Origin of the sequence: Nocardia bovistercoris, from assembly GCF_015674855.1 — a bacterium.
Lineage (GTDB): Bacteria > Actinomycetota > Actinomycetes > Mycobacteriales > Mycobacteriaceae > Nocardia > Nocardia bovistercoris.
In genome coordinates this window covers 86,568-111,181 of sequence record NZ_JADMLG010000012.1, presented here as the reverse complement: position 1 = coordinate 111,181, position 24,614 = coordinate 86,568, and the positions used below count along the sequence as shown (strand labels likewise).

19 protein-coding genes and 1 pseudogene are annotated in these 24,614 nt (G+C 68.2%); 8 read left to right on the top strand and 12 right to left on the bottom strand.

Features of this window, described 5'->3' with window-relative positions:
* Window position 1: 1 nt before the first annotated feature.
* The 7 genes from IT779_RS26180 to IT779_RS26150 form a co-directional block, all read right to left on the bottom strand.
* Window positions 2–1,165, bottom strand: coding sequence for an acyl-CoA dehydrogenase family protein (locus IT779_RS26180; protein ID WP_196152083.1), 1,164 nt, complete (start codon window positions 1,163–1,165; stop codon window positions 2–4).
* A gap of 78 nt (window positions 1,166–1,243) precedes the next feature.
* Window positions 1,244–2,443, bottom strand: coding sequence for an acyl-CoA dehydrogenase family protein (locus IT779_RS26175; RefSeq protein WP_196152082.1), 1,200 nt, complete (start codon window positions 2,441–2,443; stop codon window positions 1,244–1,246).
* A gap of 29 nt (window positions 2,444–2,472) precedes the next feature.
* Window positions 2,473–3,708, bottom strand: coding sequence for a CaiB/BaiF CoA transferase family protein (locus tag IT779_RS26170; RefSeq protein WP_232542105.1), 1,236 nt, complete (start codon window positions 3,706–3,708; stop codon window positions 2,473–2,475).
* Between the two features lie 66 nt (window positions 3,709–3,774).
* On the bottom strand, window positions 3,775–4,791 hold the full coding sequence (locus IT779_RS26165; RefSeq protein WP_196152230.1) for an LLM class F420-dependent oxidoreductase: 1,017 nt from the start codon (window positions 4,789–4,791) through the stop codon (window positions 3,775–3,777).
* 105 nt (window positions 4,792–4,896) lie between these two features.
* Window positions 4,897–7,008 carry an acyl-CoA dehydrogenase family protein gene (locus IT779_RS26160; RefSeq protein ID WP_196152081.1) on the bottom strand — a complete coding sequence of 704 codons (2,112 nt, stop codon included), beginning with the start codon at window positions 7,006–7,008 and terminating at the stop codon, window positions 4,897–4,899.
* Window positions 7,009–7,046: 38 nt separating this feature from the next.
* Window positions 7,047–8,192 (bottom strand): thiolase family protein, encoded by a 1,146-nt coding sequence (locus IT779_RS26155; RefSeq protein ID WP_196152080.1) that lies wholly within the window; start codon window positions 8,190–8,192, stop codon window positions 7,047–7,049.
* Window positions 8,185–8,631, bottom strand: a complete 447-nt coding sequence (locus IT779_RS26150; protein ID WP_196152079.1) for a Zn-ribbon domain-containing OB-fold protein — start codon at window positions 8,629–8,631, stop codon at window positions 8,185–8,187. Before IT779_RS26150 ends, IT779_RS26155 begins: the two co-directional genes overlap by 8 nt.
* A 163-nt stretch (window positions 8,632–8,794) precedes the next feature.
* Here IT779_RS26150 and IT779_RS26145 point away from each other — a divergent pair, with 163 nt between their 5' ends.
* The 8 genes from IT779_RS26145 to IT779_RS26110 all read left to right on the top strand — a co-directional run bounded on the left by IT779_RS26145 (window position 8,795) and on the right by IT779_RS26110 (window position 17,527).
* Window positions 8,795–9,958: an acyl-CoA dehydrogenase family protein gene (locus IT779_RS26145; protein WP_196152078.1), complete on the top strand. Its 1,164-nt coding sequence runs from the start codon at window positions 8,795–8,797 to the stop codon at window positions 9,956–9,958.
* Window positions 9,948–10,913 (top strand): acyl-CoA dehydrogenase family protein, encoded by a 966-nt coding sequence (locus tag IT779_RS26140; RefSeq protein ID WP_196152077.1) that lies wholly within the window; start codon window positions 9,948–9,950, stop codon window positions 10,911–10,913. Before IT779_RS26145 ends, IT779_RS26140 begins: the two co-directional genes overlap by 11 nt.
* Window positions 10,914–11,350: 437 nt before the next feature.
* Window positions 11,351–12,235, top strand: coding sequence for an acyl-CoA thioesterase (locus tag IT779_RS26135; RefSeq protein WP_196152076.1), 885 nt, complete (start codon window positions 11,351–11,353; stop codon window positions 12,233–12,235).
* 112 nt (window positions 12,236–12,347) lie between these two features.
* Window positions 12,348–13,028, top strand: a complete 681-nt coding sequence (locus IT779_RS26130) for a DUF427 domain-containing protein (protein WP_196152075.1) — start codon at window positions 12,348–12,350, stop codon at window positions 13,026–13,028.
* 81 nt (window positions 13,029–13,109) lie between these two features.
* Complete coding sequence (locus IT779_RS26125) at window positions 13,110–13,922, top strand: enoyl-CoA hydratase-related protein (protein ID WP_196152074.1); 813 nt, start codon at window positions 13,110–13,112, stop codon at window positions 13,920–13,922.
* Window positions 13,923–14,283: 361 nt separating this feature from the next.
* Window positions 14,284–15,378 carry a helix-turn-helix domain-containing protein gene (locus IT779_RS38890; protein WP_196152073.1) on the top strand — a complete coding sequence of 365 codons (1,095 nt, stop codon included), beginning with the start codon at window positions 14,284–14,286 and terminating at the stop codon, window positions 15,376–15,378.
* Window positions 15,379–15,645: 267 nt separating this feature from the next.
* Window positions 15,646–17,304 (top strand): flavin-containing monooxygenase, encoded by a 1,659-nt coding sequence (locus IT779_RS26115; protein WP_196152072.1) that lies wholly within the window; start codon window positions 15,646–15,648, stop codon window positions 17,302–17,304.
* Between the two features lie 13 nt (window positions 17,305–17,317).
* Complete coding sequence (locus tag IT779_RS26110; protein ID WP_196152071.1) at window positions 17,318–17,527, top strand: hypothetical protein; 210 nt, start codon at window positions 17,318–17,320, stop codon at window positions 17,525–17,527.
* Window positions 17,528–17,560: 33 nt separating this feature from the next.
* Here the strand turns inward: IT779_RS26110 and IT779_RS26105 are convergent, their stop codons facing one another.
* From IT779_RS26105 to IT779_RS26090, 5 genes and pseudogenes are all read right to left on the bottom strand, one after another.
* Complete coding sequence (locus tag IT779_RS26105; protein ID WP_196152229.1) at window positions 17,561–20,377, bottom strand: FAD-binding and (Fe-S)-binding domain-containing protein; 2,817 nt, start codon at window positions 20,375–20,377, stop codon at window positions 17,561–17,563.
* 107 nt (window positions 20,378–20,484) lie between these two features.
* Window positions 20,485–21,756 carry an NAD(P)/FAD-dependent oxidoreductase gene (locus tag IT779_RS26100; protein WP_196152070.1) on the bottom strand — a complete coding sequence of 424 codons (1,272 nt, stop codon included), beginning with the start codon at window positions 21,754–21,756 and terminating at the stop codon, window positions 20,485–20,487.
* A complete protein-coding gene (locus IT779_RS26095; RefSeq protein WP_196152069.1) occupies window positions 21,753–22,733 on the bottom strand; it encodes a phosphotriesterase family protein in 981 nt (326 codons plus the stop codon). Before IT779_RS26095 ends, IT779_RS26100 begins: the two co-directional genes overlap by 4 nt.
* Before the next feature lie 201 nt (window positions 22,734–22,934).
* A pseudogene (locus IT779_RS38055) lies at window positions 22,935–23,077 on the bottom strand (cytochrome P450); the annotation flags it as partial.
* Between the two features lie 207 nt (window positions 23,078–23,284).
* Window positions 23,285–24,514, bottom strand: coding sequence for a CaiB/BaiF CoA transferase family protein (locus IT779_RS26090; RefSeq protein ID WP_232542104.1), 1,230 nt, complete (start codon window positions 24,512–24,514; stop codon window positions 23,285–23,287).
* Window positions 24,515–24,614: the final 100 nt, after the last annotated feature.

Sequence of the window (24,614 nt, the reverse complement as noted above, 5' to 3'; positions counted from 1 at the left end):
GTCACTGGGATTTCTGCTCGGTACGCACGAGTCCGCCGCCGATGATCAGCCTTTGGATTTCGCTGGTGCCTTCGTAGAGGCGGAGCAGGCGGACCTCGCGGTAGATCCGCTCTACCGGCACATCACGCATATAGCCGGTGCCGCCGTGCACCTGCACCGCGAGATCGGCGACCTTGCCGACCATTTCGGTGCAGAAGAGTTTCGCGACCGACGGTGCGATGCGGCGGTCGGCGCCGCTGACATACTGCGCGGCGGCATCGCGAACCAGGGCGCGTCCGGCCATGACGCCGGTCTGCTGATCGGCGATCATCGCCTGCACCAACTGGAAGTCGCCGATCGCGGTCCCGCCCTGCCGAGCCGATGCCGCATAGGCCACCGTCTCGTCGAGTGCGCGTTGCGCCGAGCCGACGGCGAGCGCGGCGATGTGTACGCGCCCGCGTGCCAAGGAAGTCATCGCCGCGCGGTACCCGACATCCTCGCTGCCGCCGACGAGGGCTGAGGCGGGCACGCGCACGCCGGTGAACGTGACGTCCGCGGTCAAGGCGCCTTCCTGTCCCATCTTCTTGTCTTTCGGGCCGACGTACAGCCCCTCGCTGTCGGCGGGTACCAGGAAGACCGCGATACCCGGCCCGGAATCGTCGGCGGGCCTGGTACGGGCGAACACGACGAACAGGTCGGCCGACGGCGCGTTGGTGATGAAGCGTTTCTGGCCGTCGATCACCCAGTCGTCCCCGTCGCGCACCGCCTTGGTGCGCAGTCCCGCCGGGTTGGATCCCGCGCCGGGCTCGGTGAGCGCGAAGGAGGCCACCACAGCACCGGAGGCGATCGCCGCGAGCCAACGTTGCTTCTGTTCCTCGGTGCCGTAATTGACCAGCACTTGGCCGGCGATGCCGTTGTTGGTGCCGAACATCGACCGCAACGCCAAAGAGGTGTAACCGAATTCCATGGCGAGTTCGACGTCTTGGACCAGATCGAGGCCGAGACCGCCCCATTCCTGTGGTATCGCGTAGCCGAACAGGCCCATCTCCGCGGTCTGCTTGCGGATATCGGCGGGCACGGCGTCGCTGTCGAGGATTTCCTGTTCGCGCGGAACCACTCTGGTCCTGACGAACCGACGGACCTGCGCGAGGATCGGCGCGAAGTCTTCGGGGCTCACTTCCGACATGTGATGTCGTCACTTTCTTTGTACGGAGGACGGTCCGGGGCCGGTGTCACGACCGTGGACAGGACTGACTCGCGCACCTCAGCCGGGCAGCGCGTAGTCCTCGAGCAGGCGCCGACCGATGATCATGCGCTGAATATCCGCGGTGCCCTCGCCGATCAACAGCATCGGTGCTTCGCGGTAGAGGCGCTCGATCTCGAATTCCTTGGCGAATCCGTATCCGCCGTGGATACGGAACGATTCCTCGACCACATCGCGGCAGTATTCGGACGCGAGGTACTTCGCCATGCCCGCCTCGAGGTCGTTGCGACTGCCCGCGTCCTTGACACGGGCGGCGCGCACCACCATCTGGTGTGCGGCTTCGACTTTCGTTCCCATCTCCGCGAGTCGGAACAGGATGGCTTGATGGTCGGCGATCTTCTTGCCGAACGTGCGGCGCTGCTGGGCGTAGGAGATGCCGAGTTCGAACGCGCGGGTGGCGACGCCGACCGCGCGGGCCGCGACATTCACGCGCCCGACTTCGACGCCGTCCATCATCTGATAGAAGCCGCGCCCCGGCGTGCCACCGAGGATCTGCCCGGCGTCGATTCGGTGGTCGTCGAACAAGAGCTCGGTGGTGTCGACGCCCTTGTAGCCCATTTTCTCGATCTTGCCGGGAACGGTGACGCCCTGCGCGGTCTGCCCGAAACCCGATTCCTTCTCGACCAGGAAGGTGGTCAGGTTGCGGTGCGGTTTGTCGTGGCCTTCGGGCGTGCGCACGAGCAGCGCGACCAGATTGGCCGAGCCGCCGTTGGTCACCCACATCTTCTGCCCGGTGATGCTGTATCCGCCGTCCTCGCGCGGGGTCGCGCTGGTCTTGATCGCGCTCACGTCCGAGCCGAGCGCCGGTTCCGACATCGAGAACGCGCCGCGCACCTCACCGGTCGCCATCCGGGGCAGGTAATTGCGCTTCTGCTCCTCGGTGCCGTGCTGCGACAGCAGATAGGCGACGATGAAATGGGTGTTGATGATGCCGCTCACGCTCATCCAGCCACGCGAGATCTCTTCCACGGCAAGCGCATAGGTCAGCAGCGACTCCCCCAGCCCGCCGAATTCCTCCGGAATCGTCAGTCCGAAGATCCCGAGTTTCTTCATCTGCTCGACGATCTCGGTCGGGTATTCGTCGGCGTGCTCGAGTTCGGTGGCGACCGGCAGGATCTGCTCGTCCACGAAAGTCCGCACAGCCGCGAGGATGTCGCGCTGGGTCTCGGTCAGCCCCGCTGTCGCGCAGAGTTTCGGCATATTTCCTCCAGTATCGGCTGTGGGATGCGCTAGGCGTCCGCGGCGGATGCGGCCGAGCCCGATTCGCTCAGTCCGAGTTCGGCGCGGATCGCCGCGGTGTGCTCGCCGAGTCCGGGCACCGGGTTCAACAGATCGGGCCATCCGGCGCCGATGAAGGCCGGGAGCAGTGAGCGCACCGGTCCCACCGGCGAATCCACCTCGCGCCACCGGCCGCGTTCGACGAGCTGCGGATGGTCGACCACCTCGCGCACCCGGTGGAACTCCGCGTTGCCGATACCGGCCGCGTCGGCGCGGGCACAGATCTCCGCGAGGTCGAGGGTTCGTGTCCAGGCGCCGATGTGCGCGTCCAGGGTCGGGCGGTGTTCGCACCGCTGCGGGTTGGACGCGTAGCGCAGATCGGCCGCGAGGTCGGGACGGCCGAGCAGGATCTTCGAGAGTCGTTGCCATTCCGCGTCATTGGTGGTTCCGAGGACCACCGTGCGGCCGTCACGGGTCGGATAGGCGCCGTAGGGCGAGACGACCGGTGAGCTCAGACCGTTCGGCGGCCGCTCGGCGCCGGTGTAGGCGGCGTGCAGCAGACCGAAGCCGAGCAGGTCGGCGACGGAGTCGAACAGGCTCGTCCGGATCGCGACGCCTCTGCCCGAACCGTGCCTACCGTTGAGGGCGGCGAGGACCGCGACCGCCGCCTGCAGGCCCGCGCCGACATCGGCGATCGGGATACCCGGTTTCGCAGGCGCGTCGGCGGTTCCGGTCATGGCGCAGGAACCGGCCTCCGCTTGGACGAGCAGATCGTAGGCACGCCGGTCATCGAGGGGTCCGCCGGTGCCGTAGCCGGAGATGTCGACCGCGACCACCGAGGGTCGTCGCCGCACCACGGTCGCCGCGTCGATGCCGAGTCCGCTCGCCACACCCGGCGCCAGATTCTGCACCACGACGTCGGCCCGATCCAGGAGCGCCTCGAGTACCGCGTCGGACCCCGGCGCCTTGAAGTCGACCACCATCGACTCCTTGTTGCGATTCAGCCACACGAAGTGCGTGGCCATTCCGTTGACCTCGGTGTCGTAGTCACGGGCGAAATCGCCGGTGTGAGGCCGCTCGACCTTGATGACCCGCGCGCCGAGGTCGGCGAGCAGGCGCGTGCAGTACGGCGCCGCGACGGCCTGTTCGAACGAGACGACGACCAGACCTGCCAGCGGGGCCGCGCCGCCGGGCGCACCGTCCTCCGCGTTCGCGGGCATACCGAACCTCCAGGTGTCGACCACCATCGTGGCAAATTATAAACTTGACGTCAATATCGAAAACTATCGTTCGAACAGTCCGTTGGACACCGGCTAACAGTTGTCGAGGACTTCACGGAACAGACGCAGGTCCCGGATCGGATCGTCACCGACGGGCTGCACCTGCACGACCGTCACCCCGCGCTCGCGGTAGGCGGCCAGCCGGTCCTTCAGATAGCTCGTGTCCCCGATCAGCGAAGTGCCCTCGAGCAGCGCGGCGGGCAGCTTCGCCGCCGCTTCCGCGCGGCGCCCCGCCAGATACAGGTCCTGCACCTGCTCGGCCTCGGCCTCGAAGCCGTACTTGCGGACGACGGTGTTGTAGAAGTTCTTTCCGCGCGCGCCCATACCGCCCACGTACATCGTCAGATGATCCCGATCGAGTTCGCGCTTGTGGGTGACATCGTCGCCGATGGCCATCGGCCCGCCCGCCATGATCTCGAGCGGTCCGAGTTCGGCGGGACGTTCCTCGGTCCCCCGCGCCAACGCCTCCCCCCACACCACGTCCGCGCGTTCGGGGATGTACAGGAACGGCACCCAGCCGTCGGCCAGTTGCGCGGTCAGCCGGGTGTTGGCCGGGCCGAGCGCCGCCACATAGACCGGAATCCGGGAACGCAGCGGCTTGTCGACGATCTTGAGCGGCTTGCCGAGACCGGTGCCGCCCGTCAGGGGAATGCGGTAGTGCGCGCCCTCGTGCTCGAGCCGTTCCCGGCGCCAGACCTTACGACAGATCTCGATCACGTCGCGGGTCCGGCCGAGCGGGGCGTCGTAGGTCACGCCGTGCCAACCCTCCACGACCTGCGGTCCACTCACCCCGAGACCGAGGGCGAACCGCCCTTTGGACACCCGATCGATACCCGCCGCGGTCATGGCCGTGAGCGCGGGAGTCCGGGAGTAGATCGGCAGCACCTGGGCCATCAACTGCACGCGATCGGTCACCGACGCGAGATAGCCGAGCCAACTGACGGCATCCACGCCGTATGCCTCGGGCACCGCGAGTACATCGACGCCCGCGTCCTCGTACGCGCGAGCCAGCGCGGCGTCTCGGTCGACGTCGGCGCTCGGCGCGAGCATGACGGCCAATCGGAGTGCGGACACGATAGTTCACCTCGGTACTGAGTCGGAGCCGACGGCATCGCGCCGTTCGGCGTGGTCGAAAAGAGGCTGCGCGGAAGGAGATCAGCGACCGCTCGGCAGCCGCAACCGGCGTTTGGCGATGATGTTGCGCATCACTTCCGAACTGCCGCCCGAGATCGTCAGCGCCCGCGACCACAACCACGCGTCCTGCAACCGCCGCGCCGCCGCGACGGCCGACTCGGGCACCGGCTGATGCGCGGTCGCCAGTTCGACGCCGAAGCGGGCGATGCTGTTGTAGGTCTCGCTGTAGAGGATCTTCGCGATCGGCGCCTCCGCCTCCCCTTCCGCACCGCTGAGCGCCCGAGCCACGTGGGCGTCGAGGAAACACTTGGCGGCGGCGAACCGGGAGACCAGATCGGTGATGCCCGCGGCCACGTCCGCCCGCTCGAGCAGGGGCGCCGCGTCCACCGTGACCTGCTCGGCGAGGGTGACGACATCGGCCAGCAGCAGTTCGAGGAGCACGACATTGGCCCCCACGGTGAAACGCTCCAGGTTCAGGCCCGACATCGCCACGGCCCAGCCGCGGCCCACCGCACCGACGACCTGCTCGGGAGCCAGGACCACGCCGTCGAGGAACACATCGTTGAACTCATCCGCGCCGCCGATGGTCGGCTTGGGACGGACCTCGAGACCGGGCGAATCCATCGGCACGATGAACGCGGTGATCCCGTCGTGTCGTTTCGTCTCGTTCGACGTCCGCAGCAGCGCGAGGCCGTACTGCGCCCAATGCCCGTCGGTCGTCCAGGTCTTCTGACCCGCGAGCACCCAGCTGCCGTCCTCGCGCCGGGTGGCGCGCGCCGTGATCCCCGCCAGGTCGCTGCCCGCGCCGGGCTCGCTGAACAGCTGGCACCAGATGTCGCGGGCTTCGCGGATGGCAGGCAGGTGGCGCCGCTTCTGCTCCTCGGTGCCGAACTCGAGCAGCACGTGTGTCGCCAGGCCGACCTGGTCGATGGGCCTCGGTGCGCGCGCCCTGATCAGTTCCTCGGTCAGGATCAGATCCTGCCGTGGTTCCCAGTCGGCTCGCCCGCCCCGTTCCGGTGGCCACGAGGCGCCGAGCAGGCCATCGGCGTACAGCGTGCGGTACCAATCCCGCAGCGCGCGTTCCTGTTCGGCTGACTCCGGCGCGCGATGGCCCTCGCGTGCCTCGTACGGACGGTGTTCCGCGATGACCTGCCGCACGCGGCGACGGAAAGCCGCCGAGTCCGCGTCGGCGTCGGCGGGCGCGGTCAGGGCGCCGAGCAGCGCCGCGGCGTCGGTGTCGACCGGATGCAGCGAAGCGTTGACGAGCACCCGGCGCATCGCGTGGTGCAGCCGCCATTCCCAGGTGAATCCGATGCCGCCCGCGAGCTGGATGCAGTCGTCGAGCGCGGCCACGCTACGCCGCGCGAGATACGCGTGGACCAGTTCCACCAGTTTCTCGGCGTGCGGCCGCCGCGCCGCCAGCGCCGCCGCCGCACTGTCGATCAGCGCGTTCGCGGCCTCGACGAGCACAGCGAGGTCGGCCAGCCGGTGCGCGATGACCTGGAAACCGGCGAGCGGCTGACCGAACGCGTCGCGCCCGACCAGATATTCGGTGAGAAGTTCCACGCTGCCCGCGAGGGCGCCCGCGCTGTCGGCGCACAGCAGCAGCACGAGAGCCGCGCGCAGGCCGGAATCGCTTGTGGCCTCGGGTGACCCGACTTCCACGAGGATCAGATCGCGCGTGGTGTCGAGACCGTCCGACACCTCGGCCGTACCGAGACCCGAGGCATCGGGCACGACGGCGAGTCCGGAGCCGCTCGACACGAGCAGCACGTCGGGTTCGGCGCTCCCGACCGCCACCCTTTGCCCGCCCGACGCGTTGGCGCCTGCGAGCGCGACCGTGCTGCGCCCGGCGAGCAGGCCGCCGATCGCCGCGCTGTCGTCGGACGCGGCGGCCGCCACGGTCGCCGCGATCCATGGCGCGCGGCTCAACGCGCGTCCGCATTCGCGCGCGATCGACGAGGCTTCGACGACACGCCAGCCGTCGCCGCCGTTCGCCTCGGACGTCAGCAGGCCGAGCAGGCCGAGCTCCCCGAATTCCGCGAGTCCGTCGGTCGATTCGAAGACCTTTCGCGCCGTGGTCTCCAGGAGTCGGAGTTCATCGCGATCAAGGGCGTTCGCGGTATCGCTCATGGGTTTTCGTGGTCCTTCTGTCTGACTGGTCGCGAGGGCTATCGGCTCAGGATCGAGACGGCGGCCACTCCCGGCGCGCCGTAGAGCTGGGCCAGACCCACCGATGGCGTGCCGTCGACCTGCCGGTCACCGGCCCGGCCGCGCATCTGGGTCACCAACTCGTATACCTGCCGCAGACCGGACGCGCCGACCGGCTCGCCGTTGGCGATCAAGCCGCCGTCGGTGTTGACCGGAAGTTCACCGTGGAGGTCGGTGACCCCGCGGGCGATGAGATCGTTCTGCTCGCCGTCCGCGCACAGCCCGACCTCGGCCATGTGGATGACCTCCGCGCCCGCGTCGGTGTCCTGCAACTGCGCGATCCGCACGTCCTCTGGACCGATGCCCGCGATCTCGAACGCCGCGCGCGCCGCGTCGACGGTCGGCGCGGGAATATTGTCGGTGGAGGTCGCGGGCGTGTGGACCTCGTAGGCGCCGTAGCGTCGGGTCCTGGTCACCACGCTGCGCAGGTAGATCGGGTTGTCGGTGTACTTGTGCGCGACCGAGGCATCGCAGACGACCGCGGCCGCCGCGCCCTCGTCGGGACTACAGAACATGTACTGGGTCAGCGGGTGGTTGATCATGCGCGATCCGAGGATCTCCTCGACGCTGAGCGGCTTGCGCCGGTGCGCGTTCGGGTTGAGGACCCCGTTCCGGTAGTTCTTGGCCGCGACCGCCGCGAGGGTTTCCGGCGTGATCGCGTGATCGTGCATGTAGCGGTTGATCTTCATGCCGAAGAATTTGGTGGTCAGGAACAGACCCAATTCGCCGTACCAGGCCGGGCAGCCGTAGTCGGTGGGGTCCGAGGTGAACGCGCCGCCCTCGTGCTTGTCCAGTCCGACAACCAGCCCGAGCCGCTGCTCACCCAGTTTGATCGTCTGGCTCGCGACCGCGAGCGCGCTGCCCGCGGTGGCGCAGCCGTTGTACACGTTCGTGAACGGCACGCCGGTGACGCCGAGTTGCGCGACGACGGCGTCTGGTTGGTCGACCTCGAAACTGCCGCCCACCGCGAACTCGACGTCCGGCCACGAGACGCCCGCGTCGGCCAGCGCCATGCGGGCCGCGTAAGCGCCCATCTCCAGGGCGGGCTTGCCGGGAAAGCGGCCGAAAGGATGCAGGCCGACACCGATGATCGCCACGTCAGACATCAGCACTCTCCGAGGTCGCGGCGGGCTCGAACGCGAACGCGGCGATCGTGTCACCCGCGTCGTCGGTGTGGAACGGGATCACCGTCAAGCGCAACGGCATCCCGAACTCGAGCTCCGCTTCGGTGACACCGGTGAGCAAGCTCTCGATCCTGATCTCGCCGCCGATCTCGACCAGGCCCACGTACCAGAGATCACCGCCCGCGCCGAGCAGGTTCCCGGTGAACGGCGCCTTGGGGCGGAAGCCTTGCGAAGTCCACGACCACAGCACGCCTTCGCGCTCGAGCAGTTCCCGGCGAATCTCGGTGCCGCCGCACCTCGGGCAGCCCGCGCGTAGCGGGAAGGCCATCGCCGCGCAGTCCGAGCAGCGCCCCGCGATGAGCGAGGGTTGTTCGGCGGGCCATGTGAACAAGTCCTCCGCGACTGGTTTCCAGCTCTGCATGAGCACCCTTTCTCACCGATACATGTCCGTCGCGGCGAACCGCGATCTTCGTTCGTTGCGGCCGGGAAGCGGCCGTGCTCGCACGCCTTGTGCAAGCTTCGCCCAAGATTCTACACTGACGTCAAAATCAAAGTAAGTGGCAGCGTCACCGACTGGAGGATTCTTGGGTACCGACGGGCACGGCGCGCACGCGCACGAATCGAACCTCCGAGACTTCGTCGAACGGTTCCGCGGTTGGATAGCCGACAATCGCACCGAACTGGACCCGCTGCTGCCCGCACGCGCGGACTACGACGCACGGGTGGCGACCGCGAGACAGCTCCGTCGGTTGCTCTTCGACGCGGAATGGGGCCGCTGGGGGTGGCCGGAGGAACTCGGCGGCGCGGGCGGCACCATCGCGCACCGCGCGGCCGTGCACGATGAACTCTTCCGGGTGGGCTGGGGCGGCCCGGTCGTCTTCGAGCACCTGGAGATCGTGGCCCCGACCCTGGTGCGCTACGCCGATCCGGAATTCGCCCGCACGGTGCTCCCCCGCTTCCTCGACGGAAGCCAGTCGTGGGCTCAAGGCTTCTCCGAACCCGAGGCGGGTTCGGATCTCGCCGCACTGCGCACCCGCGCCGAATTCGACGGTACGGATTGGGTGGTCGACGGCGCCAAGATCTGGACGAGCTGGGCCAAGTACGCGCGCTGGTGCTTGGCGCTGGTCCGCACCGGGACCGCGCAGCAGCGCCACCGCGGCCTGACGATGATCGCCATCGACCTCGAGTCGCCGGGGGTCACGATGCGCCCGATCCGCCAGGCCAACGGCACCGACGAACTGGCCGAGGTGACCTTCGACGCCGTGCGCGTTCCGGCGAACCGGATCATCGGCGAAGTCGGCGGCGGGTGGCGCGCGGCGATGTATCTGCTGGCGCGGGAGCGCGGCACGCTGTCCTGGGTCAGGCACTGCGGGTTCCGCGAGAACTTGCGGTCGGCCTCGAAGTCCATGAGCGAGAACACCGATCGTCAGGTGGGCGAGGCGGCGCTGCACCTGCTCGGGGTGCGGTCCGCCGCGATCAACCTCATGGCCCGCGAGGCCGAAGGCCGCGAGCTCGGCCCGGACGCGGCTCTCAACAAACTGCTCACCACCCGCACGGAGCAAACTCTGTACAACGCGCTCCGTGACATCGACAGCTCGCGCGTCGCGTTGCCCGACGGCTCCGACGACGCCGGAGTACTCCAGCAGGAGTACCTGTTCTCGCGGATCGTCACGATCTACGGAGGATCCCAACAGATGCAATTGATGACCATCGCCCGCCACATCCTCGGACTCGGCAATGCTGGATAACCTCCGCCCCTCGGAATACACCGACCTGCGCGCAGCCGCGCTGCCGATCTTCGGCCGCCTCGACGGCGAGGCCGCCGTCGAGGCGTTCGGACTCACCGAACTGCTCGAGCCGCACTGCGACCTCGAGGACCCACGGCCGGTTCTGGCCTTCCTCGAGGCCCAGGGTTACCACGGCGGCCGTACCGATGTGCTCGGTCGATTCGCGCTGACCGGCCCCCGTCCGGACTGGAGCCCGCTACCCGAGCGACGCCGCGTCGTCGCGGGCTACCCCGTGGACGCGAAGCGGTGCGTCGTGGCGGGTCTTGCGGAGTCCACCGATGTCGTCGTCGACGTTCCCGGCATCGGAGCGTTACTGCTGCCCGATCCTTTCGAGGCGGGCCTGCCCGCGGATCCGGCCGACCCGTATCTGACCCAGCTCGAGTTCACCGCCGAGTCCGCCGTGCCGCTCGTCTCGACACCGCAGGCCACGGAATTCTCCGACGATGTGATCGCCAGGACGCGTCTCGGCATCGCGGCGGAGATCCTCGGCGTGTGCGACCGACTGCTCGACGACGTGATCGCCTACGTGCGCACCCGGCACCAGTTCGGTCAGTCCATCGGCAGCTTCCAGGCGATCCAGCACATCCTGGCCTGGGCGGCCGCCGACCGCTATCAACTCGCCTGCCTGCTCGATCACGCCGTGATGAAAGCCGTTGCCGGGCACAATGACCCGGCAACGGCGCGCGCGGTGAAGGCGATGGCGGGGCGCGTCGGCCACGCGGTCGTCCAAGCGGTCACCCAGGCGACCGGCGCGATCAGTTTCACCTGGGAGTACTCGGTGAACGAGCGGCACCGGCGCATCCTGACCCTCGACGCGATCGCGGGGTCGTCGGCGGATCTGGTCGCCGCGATCGGGCGTGAGATCCGCTCCGGCGACACCTACCCGGAACTGCTCGAACTGGCGGATCTGGTTTGAGGTCCCCGGAACAGTCGTTCGCACGGCAGCCGGGGCAGAAAGCGCAGGTCGTCGACGGTCGAGTCGATCAGTTCGGCGACGCACCAGCAGCTCGTCGCGCAGTCCGCGATCAGGTTACGAGCCGCCTCGGCCGTCGCGGCGAAGTCGAAAACCGTGCCGGCCAACGATATTCGTAGATGTACGTCGATCTCGGCGGGTAACGCCATCTCCGACCACCTTCGCACACTACTGGCGCCGAGCAACCCGCGAAAGGCCGAGCGGCGACGCACCGGTCGGACACACACGGAGATTGTCGTGACCGCCGCCGGAAACGTCACCAAATTCTACACCGACGTCGAAATTAAGTATAGGATCGGCGGCAACTGCCGGATTATGATCCGGTACCTACAACCGTATCTATTACTACAACTGTGCGGGACGAACGGGAGAGCGGGAACATGGCAACCGAGCCGGAGACGACACAGTGGTCGGTGACCGAGATGCTGAAACTTTTCGACGTGTCCACGGGGTCCGATACGCACCTGTATGTCGGTGAGACCGGTCTCGTGGACGACGACGATCGCCAGGTGGTCGAGGGAACCCAGGTACTCGCGCAGGCGATCGTCGCGGCGGCCAAGCGCTTCGAGGGCAAGTCGATCCGCTCGGCGCACGCGGTGTTCGTCCGCGCGGTGCTGGTCGGCGCACCGGTGGAATTCGAACTCGATGTCGTCCACGAGGGCCGGTCGGTGGCGACCGCGGTGATCGCGGCGAAGCAGAACGGCAAACGATGCGTGACGGTGACGGTCCTGGCCGACGTACCGTCCGAGGACGTGATCCGCCATCACGCCGCGCGTCCCGCGGTGGGCTCCCCCGCCGACGCGAACCCCGCGACGATGCCCATGACCGGTCGTGAACTGCGGCTCGTCGGCGTGGCCGATGTCGACAGCCCCGACGAGGTCGGACCGCCGGAATTGCACGCGTGGCTGCACTACGATCCCGTACCGACCCGCGACGATCTGGCCAAGGCGCTGCTCGCGCACTTCACCGGGCATCTCGGCATCTCGACGACCATGCGCGCGCACGCGGGCATCGGCACCGCACAGGCCCATCACACCGTCTCCACCGCGCCCATGACCGTGACCGTCAGCTTCCACGAACCCGTGTCGTGGGACGGATGGCTGCTCTACACCCACGAGAGCACCCAGGTCGGAGCCGGCATGTCCTATGTCCGCGGGACCGTGCACACCGAGGGCGGCGAACTGATCGCCTCCTTCACCCAGGAGGGGCTCATCCGGCCGCTGCGGCGCACGGACGTCGCGATCGAAACCCGTTCCCGCCTCTGAGGCGACGAGACCGCGGAGGACCGATCACCATGTCGTTGCCCGCAGCAGGCGTCCGCCCCGACCGAGAGCAGGCCCGCCCGCGCGCGGCGGTCGAGCACCCCCGGATTTCGCGATGACCCTGTTCGCCGCGCGAGGCCCGCTCGGCCCCGACCCCGCGGGCCGCTTCTCCGCCCCCCTTCCCGACGATCTGGTGTACGTCGAGCCGCACCCCCGTCGGGTACAGGCGTTCATCGGCGCGACGGCGGTGATCGACACCGAGCAAGCGCTTCTCGTGCACCGTCGAGGCAAACCGCTGACCTACGCGTTTCCCGCCGTGCTCGTCGTCGGACTGGCCGCCGAACCGCTTCCCGAGGCGCCCGGCTATGCGGTGGTGGCCTGGGACGGGGTCGACACCTGGCTCGAGGAGGGCCGTCGACTTGTCCACTATCCGCCCAACCCCTACCACCGGGTCGACTGCCGTCCGACGACGCGACGCCTGCGGGTCGAGGTCGCGGGCCGACTCCTCGTCGACACCAGCGAGACGGTAATCCTCTTCGAGACCGCCATCGAGCCCCGGCTCTACGTCGCGCCGCATCTGGTACGTACCGAACTGCTGCGACGCACGGAGACCACCGGGTACTGCAACTACAAGGGCGTGGCGACCTACTGGGCCGCGGTCGTCGACGGCGCCACCGTGGCAGACGTGGCGTGGAGCTACGACAGCCCGTACCCGGAAAGCTCCCCGATCGGCGGATATCTCAGCTTCGATGCCACGAGGGTGCGGATGCAGGCCGAGCTACCCGTCTCGGGGTGAAGGGGTCGGCGGGTACTCGGCGCGCGGCAATCACGCCTGCTACCCGCCAGAATCTCGACCGCTGGCGAAAATGGAGGCACAATGACGAAAACCACTGGGGACACGGCACTTTCGGAACCACTGCTCAGGTCGCTGGATTCGGGCGTACTCACTCTCACCTTGCACCGCCCCGCCGCGCGCAACGCTTTGTCGCTGGAGATGCTCGACGCGCTGGCGGCAGCCCTCGACGAGGCCGCCGAGGACGACAGTGTCCGCGTGGTGCTGCTCACCGGAGCCGGGCGCGGTTTCTGCGCGGGCGGCGACGTCGAAACGCTGGCACGCGGGGAAAGCATCTTCGGCCCGATGTCGGATCGCCCGGCGCGGGTCGCGCGCCAGATCGAGGTCCAACGCGCCACCGCCGTACGCCTGTGGGAATACCCCAAGCCGACGGTCGCGGCGCTCAACGGCCACGCCGTCGGGGCGGGCATGGCGCTGGCCTTGGCCTGCGACCTGCGTTATGCCGTCGAGTCCGCCGAGTTGCGTCCCGGATTCTCCGCGGTCGGCCTGGCCGGGGACTTCGGCGCGACCTGGTTGTTGAGCACGCTCATCGGACGTGCGCGCGCCGTGGAGGCGCTGTTGTACGCCGAGCCGATCACCGCGCGGCGAGCCGTCGAACTCGGTGTGGTGAACGCCGTGTTCGGCGCGGACGAGTTCAGCGCCCGCGTAGCGGACCGGGTCCGTGCGCTGGCCAAGCGCTCGGCCCCCGCGGTAGCGGCGATCAAGCGCAACGTCGTGGTCGCGGGCCACTCGGATCTCGCGACCGCGGCCGACGCGGAGGTGTATCGGCACGTCGAACTGCTCGAGACCCCCGAACATCGCGCCGCGTTGGAGCAGATCCGTTCGCGCGGCGCTTGACCCGGAATCGCGCAAACGATGTGCGAGCGAGGCCCGCGGCTTGCTACCCGCGGCGATGCGGCAACAGCGATTGCGAGGCAGTGCTGATCGAACAGGGTTCCGATCGCCCCCCGGATCCCGTCCGGCCCGTACGCGACGCCGGTCCGGATGCCAACCCGTTGCTCACCCTCGGCCGGGCATTCGAACGCGGCCTCGATGATCTGCCTGCGACTACCGCGCCGATGCGTCGGCTCGCCACCGGAAACAGTAACCTGAGTCTCATGTGAGCGCTTGTCGTGCATCGCCGTCGTTCGATCGCCCCCGGTACCGAATCGAGAGATCAGACCATCCGCCCGCTTCCGTGATCATTCGAGGTGAACACGTGCCGACCGATCCGCCGCCTTCCGCCACCATCGACGATTTCGACCGTGCGCTGGACGCGCTGGACGAACTGGTGGCGACCGGCACGGATCTGCCCACCCTCATCGAGAACTCCGCCGAGATCTTCGGATGCCGCGTCGGCGCCGTGACCGCCCAGGGCGTATCGCTCAGCGCATCCCCCGTGCCGGAGAGCGACCGGGCGCACCCGGGGTCGACTCAGCGTCGCACCGGGCCCGACGGCGAAACGGTGTGGATCGCGCCCGCCTCCGACACCGCCTTTCCGACCGCCCTCGCGGACGTGGCGCGACGAGAATGCCTGCTGCGCCGACTCGTCATCGCGGTGATGGCTACGACACCACACTCCACCCCTGATCACACGCGCGCCGCCGACCTGCGATCGACCGTCGACCCGCGACTGTCCGATGACGATCGACGCTCCGCACACCGCAGACTTCGACTCACCGGGGCGACGGTGACGCCCGTCGCGCTCGCAGGACCCGACGACGGCATCGAATCGATCATCGATCAACTGCGCACACGGTCGACATCGCTGCACCACCTGCTGCTCGATCGCGTCCACATGGTGCTCGCGCAGGACCTGGAGACGCTGAAGAACCTCGACATCCCCGCCGGTTGTCGCTGCGCCTACAGCGCACCCCGCCCCGTCGAGCAAGCGCCCGCCGCCTGGCGGAAGGCGCGCGGTGCGTTGCGCTTCACCTTGCCGAGCACGCACGCGAACGGCCCCTACCTGGCCGAGGAGGCGGTCGTCCTCAATGCCAAGGCCGTCGGTCCCTACGCCGTACTCGCCGAGCAGTTGACCGCCGACCAGATCGCGCAGGTCGACGACGTGCAACGACTCGACAAGTTGTATCAGGAGAACGGACCCGAGATGCTGCACATCCTGCTCGCGGTGGCGGCAACCGAGTCCTTGCGGCAAGCCGCGCGCACCGTGCACATGCACCACAATTCCGTGACCCACCGGGTTCAGCGCGCGGAGCGGGCGCTCGGATTCAGTTGCACCAAGCCGTACGGCCGCACGCGCTTGATGTTCGTTCTGACGCTGCATCGCATCCTCGATTCCTGGCGTCACTTCTGAGCAGGCGAGAACTCGCCCGCACTATCTTCAGGGATACGGGGAAGCAGCCCGGCCGAGTCCCTCGACGGGGGCGTGCACAGCGACGCTAGCCAATCGGCGCGGGATTCGCGCTGATTGACCGATGACGCGGATCGCGAACTCTCGCAACATGAACAGAGCAGAGTGACAGCTCGGCTCCGTGCCATCCAGTTCCGCGAGCCTCCGTACGCCGGTTCGGTTACTACGCCGACACCCGCGAGACGGCCCGCGACGAGAAGGAGTACTTCCATGTCAGACATCCAGCGGTGTGACGCCGTCGTCATCGGCGCGGGTTTCGCGGGCATGTACGCCTTGCACCGGCTACGCGACGACCTCGGGTTGCGGGTGCGGGTCTTCGAGCGTGGCACCGATGTCGGCGGCACCTGGTACTGGAATCGCTATCCCGGCGCCCGGTGTGACGTCGAGTCGATGTACTACTCCTATTCGTTCTCCGCCGAACTCGAGCAGGAATGGGAATGGAGCGAGCTGTATCCCGCGCAACCGGAGATCCTGGCCTACGCCAACCACGTGGCCGACCGTTTCGATCTGCGCGCGGACATCGCCTTCGAAACCTCGGTCGAGTCCGCGGAATTCGACGAGGGAGCACTGGAGTGGATCGTCAGGACCGACCGCGGCGAAACCGTGGCGGCCCGCTTCCTGATCACCGCGGTGGGATGCCTGTCGGCCTCGCGGATCCCCCCGTTCCCCGGTCTGGACAGCTTCGCGGGCGAGATCTACCACACCGGCGAATGGCCGCACGAAGGCGTCGACTTCAGCGGTAAGAGGGTAGCGGTCGTCGGCACCGGCTCGTCTGGCCTGCAAGTGATCCCGAAGATCGCCGAACAAGCCGAGCATCTCACCGTCTTCCAGCGGACACCCGCCTTCTCCCTGCCCGCGCGCAACCGGCCGCTCGGCGCGCAGGAGGTCGCCGAGTTCAAGGCCGACTACCCGGCACGGCGCGCGGCGGCACGAATGGCCCCCTCGGGCGTGCCGGGCATTCCGCCGGTCGGCAGCGCGTTGTCGGTCACCGACGAACAACGCGAGCAGTTGCTCACCGAGCGGTGGAATCGCGGTGGCACCTCGTTCATGAGAGTGTTCAACGACACCGTGGTGAACCTCGACGCCAACGAATTCTCCGCCGAGTTCGTGCGCGAACGCATTCGCGACATCGTCGATGATCCGGCCACCGCGGACAAGCTCATCCCGCGCGGCTATCCGATCGGCGCGAAACGCATCTGCCTCGACACCGACTACTGGGTTACCTTCAACCGCGACAACGTGGACCTGGTGAGCGTCCGCGATACCCCGATCGAGGAGATCACCGCCGCAGGCCTACGCGTCGGTGACACCGAATACGCGGTCGACGTGATCGTCTTCGCCACCGGCTACGACGCCATGACCGGCCCGCTCAACGCGATCGATATCCGCGGCGCCGACGGCGTCGCGCTGCGCGAGACGTGGGCTGCCGGACCGCGCACCTACCTCGGCATCGCGACGGCGGGCTTCCCGAACCTGTTCATGCTCACCGCGCCGGGCAGCCCTTCGGTGCTGGTCAACGTGATCATCTCGATCGAACAGCACGTGGACTGGGTCGCCGACACCCTCACCCATATGCGGGAGAACGGCTACTCGCGCATCGAAGCGGTACTCGACGCGCAGGACCGATGGGTCGAGCACGTCAACGAAGCGGCCTCGCGAACCCTTTTCCTACAAGGCAATTCGTGGTACCTCGGAGCCAACGTCCCCGGTAAGCCGCGAGTATTCATGCCCTACGTCGGTGGCGCGGGCCCCTACCGCAAGATCTGTGACGAGGTCGCGGCCGACGGCTACCGCGGATTCACCCTCTCCGCCGCGAATCCCGAGTCCGCGACATCGGGGCGGGCCGTCGACGTTCCAGCCGGCAATTAGACAGGAGTCAACGATGATTTCCGACACCCCGGCCGGTCTGCGGCTGCTCGATCCCGAGATCGCACCTGTCCTCACCGCCTATCCCCCGTTCGGGTTGAGTGCGCAGACCCTCGCGGCCGTGCGCGAACGCTTACACGCGTCCAAGACATCCGCGCCCGACGGCGCGCAACTGCTCAGCGGCCGGCCGCACCGCGTGCGTCCCTCGCTGTCCGCGCACCGGTAATGAACGCGACCTTGGTGTCCAGTCGTCCCATGGTCATCGTTCGCTTCCGGTTGATTCGACGCCTGCTCGCGAGGCGGCATCGGGGAGCCGCCGAGCCAGCAGCTGCGCCAGATGCACCCCGTCTCGGTCCGCGAGATCCGCGGCCTGTGTCCGGCAGGAGAATCCGTCGGCGAGCAACACGTCCTGCGCACCGGCAGCTTCCAGTGCGGGCAGCAGCTGATTGGCCGCCACCGCGGTCGACACCTCGTAGTGGCCGATCTCGACCCCGAAGTTGCCCGCCAACCCGCAGCAGCCGCCCAGCCGCACCAGTTCCGCGCCCGCGTCGGCGAGCAACCGTTCATCGGCCTGCCAGCCCATCACCGCGTGATGATGGCAGTGCGGCTGGGCGATCACGCGAACATCGCGCAGCGACGGCGCTTGCCAGGATTCGTCACGTGTCAGCAGTTCCGCCAGTGTGACGGTGGCCGCGGCCAGCTTCCTGCTGTCGTCGGTGTCGATCAGTTCCACCAGGTCGCCGCGCAGCACACCGGTACACGACGGCTCGATCCCGACGATCGGAGTGCCCTCGGCCAACGCGGGTCCGAGCTGGTCCAGCGTGCGGCCGAGAATCCGACGCGCGGCGTCGAGTTGCCCCGTGGTGATCCAGGTCAGCGCGCAGCATGTCGCGCGTTCGGTGATCCGAGGGCGGTATCCCGCGGCCTCGAGCACTCGGACCATGTCCATGGCGACCTGTGGCGCGAAATGGTCGGTGAAGCTGTCGACGAACAAGACGACCGGACGACCTTCGGTCCGGCGCTGTCCGGCGTTGGCGACGAACCACTTCCGGAACGTCTGGTCGGCGAACGCGGGCAGCGACCGCCGGGAATCGACACCTGCCAGCCACAGCGCCGGACGGCGCAGCGCGCGAACGCCCATCATCCGGTTCACCAGGCGCGGCGCCGACGCGGCGAGCCGAGACCAGCGCGGCAGCCATCCGAGCGCGTAGTGGGACCGGGGACGCATCCGCCCGCGATAGGACTGATGCAGCACCTCGGACTTGTAGGCGGCCATATCGATCCCGGTCGGGCAGTCCGAGGCACATCCCTTGCAGGACAGGCACAGATCGAGCGCGTCGTGCACCGCCTCGGAACGCCAGCCGTCCGCGAGTTCGCCGTCGAGCATTTCCTGCAGGACCCTGGCGCGCCCGCGCGTGGAATCCTTCTCGTCGCGGGTCGCCAGATACGACGGGCACATGACCCCGCCCGACGCGGTCGAATCCGCTCGACACTTGCCGACCCCGGTGCACCTGTGCACGGCCGCGCCGAAGTCGCCATTGTCGCCGTGGTAGGCCAGGGCGAGCCGCTCCCGCACGGGGCGGGCGCCTGCGACCCGGATGCCCGCGTCCATCGGATCGGGATCGACCATGACCCCTGGATTCAGGAGCCCGTCCGGATCGAAGGCCGCCTTCACCGCACCGAACAGGCCGATGGCGGCGGGCGAGTACATCCGAGGCAGCAGTTCGCCGCGCGCGCGGCCGTCGCCGTGCTCACCGGACAGCGAACCGCCGAAGCCGACCACGAGATCGGCTGCCGCGACGAGGAATTCGCGGAAACGCCGGGTGCCGTCGGTGGCGGTGAGCGGGAAGTCCAGTCGGACGTGGACGCACCCGTCGCCGAGGTGGCCGTAAGGCATCGCGGTCAGGCCGTGCGCGCGCACCAACTCGTCGAAGGAGCGCAGGTAATCGCCGATGCGCGCGGGCGGCACGGCGGCGTCCTCCCAGCCCGCGTACGCGGGCAGACCCGAGGGGGCGCGGCCCGCGAGCCCAGCGCCGTCCTCCCGGATCCGCCACAGCGAAGCGGCAAGGCGCGTGTCATGCACCACCGCGGCATCGATCGCCGCGCAGGCGGCCACCAGTCCCGCGGCCCGTTCACGAACGGATTCCTCGGTGTCGCCGGACAATTCGACGAACAGCCAGGCCCGCCCGTTCGGCAGCGGCGGCACCGATCCGGGTCCGCGCCTGCTGGTGACGACCTCGACGATCCTGGCATCGATACCTTCGCAGGCGGTCGGGCCGAAGGTCAGAATGGTCGGCACCGCGTCACCGGCGGCCCCGAAATCCGCGTAGCCGAGCACGACGAGCAGGCGGTGTGCGGGATCGGCGACCAAGCGCACGGTCGCTTCGGTCACGATCGCCAGCGTTCCCTCGCTGCCGACCAACAACCCACCGACATCGAATCCCCGTTCCGGGAGCAGGTTGTCGACCGCGTACCCCGACACCTGTCGTCCGAAGGTCGCGAACTCGGTGCGCGCCACCGCAAGATGCGCGCCGATCACACGGCGCAGTTCGTCGGTGACCCGCGCGGCGCCGGTGACCCCGGGAGGACCGAGCAGGCGGGTGCTCGCGGCGAAGCGCTCCCCGCGCATGGTGAGCGCGTCGAGCTCCTCGACATTGTCCACGGTGCGGCCGTACCCGAGAGTTCTGGAGCCGCAGGCATTGTTGCCGATCATGCCGCCGATGGTGCACCGGGTGTGGGTCGAGGGGTCGGGACCGAAACGCAACCGGACTTCCTGCGCGGCGGCCTGCAGGGTCGCGTGCACGGTGCCGGGTTGCACTCGGGCGCGACGTGCTTCGGCGTCGAGATCGAGAACCCGGTTCATGTGCCTGCTGAAATCGATGACGACGCCCGCACCGACGGCGTTGCCCGCCACCGAGGTACCCGCACCGCGTGCGGTGACCGGCATTTCGAGCTCGCGGCACACCTCCACGGTGGCCGCGACCTCCTCGGTGTCGCGCGGGCGCACGATCGCCCGCGGCGCCACCCGATACAACGACGCGTCACTGCTGTAGGCCGCACGATGTGCCGAGGACATCAGTACGTCACGCACGCCCGCACGGCCCAGTTCACCCGCGAGATCGCGCGATCGGTCCGGTGCGCGGGTGGCCGCGGCGTGCGCGATGCCCTCGGCGAGTTCCGGCGTCAGCACTGACGCACCCTCCGGATGCCCGTATCGACGACGGTGGTCACCCCCGCCGCCGCCATGGCGTCGGCCCACAACACGGGTTCGACCAACATGCGCCGGTATCGGGTGACCAACTTGGCCTGGTTGAAGCCGACCGCCGCGACGAGATGCGGGCCACGCCGGTAGAGGGCGACGAAACGCTGCTCGTCGGCGGAGCCGTGCGCGATCACCGCCTCCTCGAATCCGAAGGTCGAGCCGACCACCTGGAGTTTGTTCTGGTACTGGTCCGACCACACCCACGGCACCGTGGAGTACGGCTCGGGTGTCCCGTGCCCGTGCTCGGCCAGCAGCCGCAGCGCGGCATGACGCCCCTGCCGAATCGCGTTGTCCCAGTGCTCGACGCGGCGAACCTCGCCGAACCGAGCATTCGGCCAGCGCGCCACATCACCCGCGGCGACGACTCTGGGTCCGGCCAGCAGCGTGGCATCGCATTCGACACCGTCACCGACGGTGATACCGCTGCCGTTCAGCCACTCCACGCGCGGCGTGACACCGAGGCCGAGGACCACCACGTCCGCCGCGATCCTGGTCCCGTCGGCGAATTCGACGGTCTCCACCCGAACTGTGCCGTGCAACGCCGCCACCGCGACCCCGGTACGCACCTCGACGCCACGACGGCGGTGTTCCGCGATGACAGCTTCGCCGACCTCGGCGCCGAGAACCCGCTCGAACGGCGCATCCCGAATTTCCAGGAGCGTCACCCGCAGACCGCGTTCCACGCAGGCGGCGGCCACTTCGGCGCCGATGAACCCGCCGCCGACGATCACCACGTGGTCGGGACCCCGGTCCAGGTCGGCGCGCAGGCCGACCGCGTCGTCGAGCGAGCGCAGCACGTGCACACCCGCCAGGTGCGCTCCCGTGAGCGTCCGCGGCGCGGCGCCCGTCGCGATCACGACGCCGCCGGGAAACTCGTGAACCGTGCCGTCGGCCGAGCGAAGCCGTGGCGTCGACCGATCCTCGGTGTCCAGGCCGACGACCTCGGTGTCGACCTTCCACGAAACCCGCTGGTCTGCACCGAGGTCGAGCGCACATCGCTCGACCTCCCAGGTACCCCTCAGCACCTCTTTGGACAGCGGCGGACGGTCGTAGGGCAGGTGTGGTTCGGCGCCGAAGACGGTGACACCGGTGACCGCGTCGGATTCGACGAAGGTCTGGACCGCTGTGAGACCTGCCAGCGACGCGCCGACGACCGCGATCTCCCCGACAGTCCCCCCGCTGTTCGCGGTCATCGACGGATGCCGGCGAACAGCGCCCCCGGCGCCGACACCGTCATGGTGTCGATATCCGCCTCGGCGACACCGCGCTCACGCAGCGCGGGCACGATGACATCGGAGATGTGGGTGGGCACCCAGGTCGGGAACCGCTTGGCGGCCATCCCCGGCGGACCCCAATCGGAGTACAGGACCGCGTCGTGCGACAGCCCGATCCGGTCGGCGTAGCCCTGCTTGCACAGCGTGGCTACCGTGTCCAGGCGCTCCTGCATGGTCGAAGTACCTGGCATGTACAGCCCGAAGCGGTCGAAACCCGCCATGGAGCCCGCGTCCATGAGGCTTCGCAGGTAGTCGAGGTCGGTGGAATCACCGCTGTGGGCGACGACCACCTTGCTCAGATCCGCGCCTTGCTCGGCGAGGATCTTCTGGATACGCGGGCCCAATTGATCGGCCGGATGCGTATGCACGGTGATCGGGGCGCCGGTCTGGGCCGAGGCGCAGGCCGCGGCGCGCAGGATCCGCTCGTTGTTGTCGGTGATGCCGGGCAGATCGGTGGCGACCTTGATCGACTGCGCCTTGACACCCGAGTCACCCACCCCGATGGTGATGTCGCGCACGAACATTCGCGTCAGGATGTCGTCCTCGACCGTCTTGGGGACGCGGTAGGACAGGTGGTACGGAAGGTAGTCGAAGGCGTAGATGCCCGAGGACACGATGATGTTGATGTCGACGCGATCGTTGACCTCTTTGACGAAGTCCATGTCACGGCCGTGGAAGAAGGCGGTGCAGTCCAGAATCGTGGTGATGCCACGATCCCGAACCTCCTGCAACGCGGCGGCCACCGTGTTCACGACCTCCTCGCGCGGCATACTCCACGCCAGCTCAGGGTAGAACTTCTGGAACTCCGCGGAGATCATGATGAGGTGCTCGTGGATGAGCGTCGGCCCCAATTGATCGAGCGGGACCGATCCGAGGACCGTGTCGACGGTGGACATCTACTTCCTTTCGTCCCGGGCCGCCGATTCTGATCGCGGCCCGCGGAATTCGTACCGTGTGCTCAGGACTCCAGTCGCAACGCCCGTTCGGGGCACACACGAATCGCGGATCCGATCCGGCGTGCTCGTCCAGTTTGTGACCGTCGCGGGCTCGATCGCCAATACCTGCGGCCATGCCATTCGGTTATCGGAATCGCACGGGTAGTGAACGGTGCCCGCCTCGTCGCACACGAAATCGGGCAGCCGGTCCAGCACGTGCGTGAGCATCCGGTTGAACAGATTCCGCGCGACAGTCGAGCCGATGCAGCGGTGCAACCGAGCCCGAAACTCGTATGCCGGTTGCCGGTTGCCGGTACGGTTCCGAGCACATCCATCTCGGGCACCCTCTCGCCATCTCTGACGAGCGTGTTCAGGGCATCGATGAGCCCCGGGACGCGGCTGCTCGCGAATTCTGCTCCGGCGGGTCCATCTCGATGAAACCGCTTCGATTGCCTCAGTGGTCGGAACGACAGGGATCGGCGCCGAGCGCGGCGCCCCGGCGCGGCTCGATGTCAGGTGACCGCGCCCGCGACCTTCAGGTCGATGATCTTCTCGACACCGAGACCGAGTTCCTCGAGGATCTCGTCGGTGTGTTCGGCGAACTGCGGCGCGCGTCCCGGTGCCGCGGGCGTCTCGTCGAACTGCACGGGCGAGGTGATGAGCTCGCGGCTGCGTCCCTCGACATCGACCACCGTCGCGACGTATCCGTTGGCGCGCAACATGGCGTCGTTTCCGATCTCGAGCGCATTCTGCACCGCACCCCACTGACCTTCGAGGGTCTCGAATCGTTTCGTCCAGAAGGCCAGGCTCTCGCGGACGATGGCCGCGGCGACCGCCTCCGCCGCGCTCTCCCAGTTCGCCATCAGCGCTTCCGCGTCGGCGAAGCGCGCGTCGGCGATCAGGTCCGCACGGTCGATGTGCTTGCAGAAGTCGGCCCAATACCGGCCCGGCTGCAGCATGCAGAGGTTGAGGTAGCGGCCATCGGCGGTGCGGTAGAGGCCGACCAGCGGATTGCCCGGCGTACCAGGACCGTTCGCGGGGTCGACGCCCTGCGCGATGGCGCCGCCGTTGAGCGCGATATCGATCGACAGCGCGTTCGCCCAGGCGCCGCTCGCCAACAGCGAAACGTCCACGACGGACGGCTCACCGGTCTGGGCGCGCGCGAACAGGGCGGCGGCGATGCCGCCCGCGATGTTCATGCCGCCGATGGTGTCACCCCAGGCGGGACCGGGCTGTCCGACGACGCCGCCCAGACTCGGCGGGGTCGCTCCGACGGCATTTCCGCCCCGGCACCAGAAGGTCGGCGAATCGTAGCCGCCCTTGTCGGCCTCGGGGCCGCGCTCACCGAGCGCTGTTCCGCGCACATAGATGATGTTCGGGTTGACGGCCCTGATGTCCTCGAGATCGATGCCGAGTTTCTTGCGTGCACCGGGCAGGAAGTTGGTCACGAACACGTCGCAGGTGCGGACGATGTCGTAGAGCACTTCGCGGGCCTCGGAATTCTCCAGCGCCAGCCCGATGCCGCGCTTGCCCCGGTTGGGGTGCTCCATGATCGGCGCGAATCCGCCGTTGGACTCCACACCGTTGAGATTGCGCAGCCCGCGTTGGGCATCACCGCGAACCGCGTGTTCCACCTTGATCACATCGGCGCCCCAGTCTGCGAGCACCGCGCCCGATACGGGCACGTACGTGAACTGGGCGACCTCGACCACTCGCACGCCGCTCATCGGCCTCGACGGCATCCCGAACTCCCTTACTCACAACTGCATGATATTGATCAGATACTGAGATCTGCGTCACCAGACAGTATCTTCATTTGTTCTATCACACAAGCAAAACAAA

Coding starts and splice junctions, on each gene's coding strand:
- IT779_RS26180 (WP_196152083.1), bottom strand. CDS start 1,165: ATGTCGGAAGTGAGCCCCGAAGACTTCGCGCCGATCCTCGCGCAGGTC.
- IT779_RS26175 (WP_196152082.1), bottom strand. CDS start 2,443: ATGCCGAAACTCTGCGCGACAGCGGGGCTGACCGAGACCCAGCGCGAC.
- IT779_RS26170 (WP_232542105.1), bottom strand. CDS start 3,708: ATGGTGGTCGACACCTGGAGGTTCGGTATGCCCGCGAACGCGGAGGAC.
- IT779_RS26165 (WP_196152230.1), bottom strand. CDS start 4,791: ATGCTCGCGCCGAGCGCCGACGTCGACCGAGACGCCGCGCTGGCTCGC.
- IT779_RS26160 (WP_196152081.1), bottom strand. CDS start 7,008: ATGAGCGATACCGCGAACGCCCTTGATCGCGATGAACTCCGACTCCTG.
- IT779_RS26155 (WP_196152080.1), bottom strand. CDS start 8,192: ATGTCTGACGTGGCGATCATCGGTGTCGGCCTGCATCCTTTCGGCCGC.
- IT779_RS26150 (WP_196152079.1), bottom strand. CDS start 8,631: ATGCAGAGCTGGAAACCAGTCGCGGAGGACTTGTTCACATGGCCCGCC.
- IT779_RS26140 (WP_196152077.1), top strand. CDS start 9,948: ATGCTGGATAACCTCCGCCCCTCGGAATACACCGACCTGCGCGCAGCC.
- IT779_RS26135 (WP_196152076.1), top strand. CDS start 11,351: ATGGCAACCGAGCCGGAGACGACACAGTGGTCGGTGACCGAGATGCTG.
- IT779_RS26130 (WP_196152075.1), top strand. CDS start 12,348: ATGACCCTGTTCGCCGCGCGAGGCCCGCTCGGCCCCGACCCCGCGGGC.
- IT779_RS26125 (WP_196152074.1), top strand. CDS start 13,110: ATGACGAAAACCACTGGGGACACGGCACTTTCGGAACCACTGCTCAGG.
- IT779_RS26115 (WP_196152072.1), top strand. CDS start 15,646: ATGTCAGACATCCAGCGGTGTGACGCCGTCGTCATCGGCGCGGGTTTC.
- IT779_RS26110 (WP_196152071.1), top strand. CDS start 17,318: ATGATTTCCGACACCCCGGCCGGTCTGCGGCTGCTCGATCCCGAGATC.
- IT779_RS26105 (WP_196152229.1), bottom strand. CDS start 20,377: ATGTCCTCGGCACATCGTGCGGCCTACAGCAGTGACGCGTCGTTGTAT.
- IT779_RS26100 (WP_196152070.1), bottom strand. CDS start 21,756: ATGACCGCGAACAGCGGGGGGACTGTCGGGGAGATCGCGGTCGTCGGC.
- IT779_RS26095 (WP_196152069.1), bottom strand. CDS start 22,733: ATGTCCACCGTCGACACGGTCCTCGGATCGGTCCCGCTCGATCAATTG.
- IT779_RS26090 (WP_232542104.1), bottom strand. CDS start 24,514: ATGCCGTCGAGGCCGATGAGCGGCGTGCGAGTGGTCGAGGTCGCCCAG.